Origin of the sequence: Caballeronia sp. (assembly GCF_049581465.1) — a bacterium.
Lineage (GTDB): Bacteria > Pseudomonadota > Gammaproteobacteria > Burkholderiales > Burkholderiaceae > Caballeronia.
In genome coordinates this window covers 1-1,507 of sequence record NZ_JBAUSA010000718.1, presented here as the reverse complement: position 1 = coordinate 1,507, position 1,507 = coordinate 1, and the positions used below count along the sequence as shown (strand labels likewise).

2 protein-coding genes are annotated in these 1,507 nt (G+C 58.5%); both read right to left on the bottom strand.

Annotation, left to right across the window (positions count from 1 at the left end):
* The coding region (locus WCA53_RS17670) for a hypothetical protein (protein ID WP_423913243.1) at positions 1-416 on the bottom strand (416 nt) is incomplete at its 3' end.
* Positions 417-808: 392 nt separating this feature from the next.
* Positions 809-1,507, bottom strand: a 699-nt coding sequence (locus WCA53_RS17665; RefSeq protein ID WP_423913240.1) for an adenine deaminase C-terminal domain-containing protein, incomplete at its 5' end; no start/stop codon positions are given.

Below are 1,507 nucleotides of genomic sequence, written 5' to 3'. Positions count from 1 at the left end.
TCACTGTTGTTAAACATGGCCCCACCGAGAAGCACGGGGATTCTTTTCTTCAGCGCCCGTTCTCCAATTTCTTTCACGCTGTTGAAGTGCTGAAAATAGGCAGACAGAAGAATGATGTCTGGTCCGCGCTCCAGCGCGCGTTCGACTTCCCTCAGCACCGTTGGATGCGGTCGTTCCACCCACGCTTCACGCACTGTGCGGGCCAAGTTTCTTGGAATTCGCAGCCAAGGCGCTTCGGTCAGATGAAGTCTTTGCTTGAAATGATCGAACCAGTTCTCCTGTCTCTCTCTTTCCGCCGCTGGAACATCGTGGGCGAGCGGACATAAGACCTGGACCTCATGTCCTTCCTGACGTAGCGCGGAGACAAGCACGCCGACAGCCAACGTCGGAAACGTCGCGAAATTGTTCAGGTCCACGATAAGAACACGGTGCCGAGCGTTGTTTGTAACGGGATCGACCTCGCTTGTAGAGGAGCTGACCTGCCGCGCCGGTCGGAAGGCTCCGGGTGATCGAGTCCGTTCGCCCATATCTCAACACCAATAGCTAAAGTAAATCGATGCTTAAAACCTGTCCCCAGAGACGGCCCCCCGTAAGCATCAGTTCAGGCTGCTAGAATTTGCGAGAAGTGACAACCCCAAACAAGTTCGTCGTACACGGTTCAGTCCGGTTCTTGCGATAGCCATTTGAGGAAAGGGAACGCCGGTTGTGAACGTATTTAGTATGTATATCCGCTTCCATTTCAGGAAGCGAAGCGACTCTGCTTGAAGTGTTTCAACTTACTTTGACACGCCAAGAATCGCAGCGAATTCTAGTCGCGCACGAACTCGAACCTGTCGACGTCGACCAGTCCCATGTCGGTGATCTTGAGGTGCGGGATCACGGGCAGCGGGAGGAAGGCCACTTGCAGGAAGGGCTCGGAAAGGGTCACCCCTAAGCCCTTGGCCGCAGCGCGTAGCGGGATCAATTCTTCGTGTACCGCTTCAAAGCTCGTGAGACTCATGAGGCCCGCTACCGGCAGAGGCAGTTCGGCGATGACCTTGCCGTCGCACGCGACCGCGAACCCGCCCTCGGTTTCGCGCAAGCGGTTGACCGCAGCCGCCATGTCGACTTCATCCGCGCCGACCACGCACAAATTGTGGCTGTCGTGGCCGACGGAGGACGCGATCGCGCCGCGCTTCATGCCAAAGCCTTTGACGAAGGCCGTGGCGTGGTTGTCATTGATTCCGTGACGCGCGACGACCGAGACCTTGAGCACGTCCTGGCTTAGATCGAGGCCGCGCTCGCGATTCTTGAACGGCAGGGTCACCGGAACACGATCGGTGATGATCTTGCCCGGAATGACGCCGATCGCCTGCGTCGAAGGCCCCTGCCCTCGCGCGATGAAATCGGACGCTTCGACTCGCCGCGCCTTGACGCTCTCGCGCCCGACCGGGACGATTGAAGCGCGCGCGGCGAACAGAGCTTCGTCCACCACGCGTCCCCGCGTCAGCGTCATCGACACGGCGCA